Annotated in this window: 1 pseudogene; it reads left to right on the top strand. The window is 64.6% G+C overall.

Going from position 1 to position 2,057, the window contains the following annotated elements:
• A pseudogene (locus tag B0B52_RS16275) lies at positions 1–2,057 on the top strand (RHS repeat protein); the annotation flags it as partial.

The following is a 2,057-nucleotide window of genomic DNA, read 5'->3' as shown; positions in this document are numbered from 1 at the left end:
TACGACGGCTTCGGCAGGAAGACCAAAGAAACCCGCGCCGACGCAACGTATACCACCTGGGCCTACCAACTGTGCACCGACGCCGGCATGAGCTGCCCCGGCCCGATTGCAGGCGCAACGATTACCTGGCTGGCCATCGAACAAAGCTTTGCCGCCAATGCAACGCCCAGCGCCCCCGAGAAACGCCAGTACTACGACACCCTGAACCGTGCCGTGCGCGTGCAGACCCAGGGTTATGACGGCGGCGGTGCCGGCACCGCCCCCACCTTGGTGCAAGACACCGAATACGACGCTTTGGGCCGCGTCGCCCGCAAGTCCAACGTCTACCAGCTCACAGGCGGCACCGCCTACTGGGGCAGCTATACCTATGACGTGCTGGGCCGCGTCACCCGCGAAGAAAGCCCCGACCCCGACGCCCCCGGCGGCGTGGCCGTCACCACCATCAGCTTCACCGGCCTGAGCACCACCGTCACCAACAGCAAAAACCAGACCAAAACCAGCACCCGCAACGCCCAAGGCCAGGTTGCCCAGGTCACCGATGCCCAAGGCCAGACCGTCAACTACAGCTACGACGCCCTGGGCCATCTGACCCAGACCAATGCCGCCGGCTCCATCACCACCGTGGTGTACAGCCAGCGCGGCCAGAAAATCAGCATGGCCGACCCCGCCATGGGCGCCTGGGAGTACCGCTACAACGTCTTTGGCGAGCTCGTCTGGCAACGGGACAGCCTGGGCCAGACCGTCAGCATGGCCTACGATGCTCTGGGCCGCATGACCCAGCGCACCGAGCCCGACCTGGTCAGCCAGTGGAGCTACGACAAGAAGTTTGACAACAGCGCCTGCGGCAAAGGCGTAGGCAAGCTCTGCGAAGCCGTCTCCGACAACGGCTACCAACGCGTGCACACCTACGACGCCCTGGGCCGGCCGAGCGCCACCTCCACCGTGATGGACAACCCCGCGAGCCCGGCCATCACCAGCGTGGTGTACGACGCCAACACCGGCCGCCTGGCCCAAAGAACCTGGCCCACCGGCTACCAGGCCAGCTACGTCTACAGCGCCACCGGTTACTTAAAACAAGTCAACGGTGGTGGCACCAACGGCTTTACCCAGACCGTCAGCTACGAAGTGCTGGCCGTCGACGCCCAGGGCCACATCACCCAGTACAAACAGGGCAACCAGGTCACCACCGTCAAGGCCTACAACGCCGCCACCGGCAAGCTCAACGGCCAGACCGCCACCAAAGACGGCCAGAGTACAGGCAATGTGCTCAACCAGAGCTACGGCTACGACTCATTGGGCAACCTCACCACCCGCGCCGACAACACCGCCGGCGTCGGTACCCAGGAAAGCTTCAGCTACGACAGCCTGAACCGCCTGAGCCTGTACACCATGCTGGGCGGCGCCGTCAGCCCGCCGACCAGCACCGAAGTGCTGTACGACGCCCGCGGCAACATCGCCTACAAGAGCGACGTCGGCCGCTACTGGTACGACGGCCAGCGCCCCAACCGCATGACCAACGTCACGCTGGAAACGGCCCCCGGTGCCCAGATCGCCTTCACCGGCACGCGCCAGCTGGTTTACACCTTTGACGACTACAAGCCAACGGCCCAAAGCGTCAATGGCGTCACCGTCGGCAACGGCAACCTGGAATACACCGTCAGCCTGGACACGCCCAACAACCGCCACACCTACCGCGGCGAGACGTATACCAGCTTCAACATGCCGGCCACCATCACCTTCGGCAACATGTCGGGCAGCACGGCAGGCCCGGTGGACCGCAACCTGGCCTTCGTCTACGGCCCCGAGCACCAGCGCATCAAGCAGACCGTGGTCGGCGGGCCCAAGCCCGGCACCACCTGGTACCTGAACGGTGAAGACAGTTTGGGCCTGAGCTTTGAGAAAGAGCTGCTGGCCACCGGCATCACCGAGAACAAGCATTACGTCAGCGCCGGCGGCCTGGTGTTTGCCATGTTTGTGCAGCGTACCGGCACCTTGGGCAGCACAGCGCCTACGGCAACCAACTACTTCCACCACGACCACCTGGGCAGCATGGTGGC

The sequence above is a fragment of the Polaromonas sp. A23 genome (assembly GCF_002001015.1).
Taxonomy (GTDB): Bacteria; Pseudomonadota; Gammaproteobacteria; order Burkholderiales; family Burkholderiaceae_C; genus Polaromonas.
Note: the sequence above shows the minus strand (reverse complement) of the source record. Positions and strands in the feature narration are given on the sequence as shown.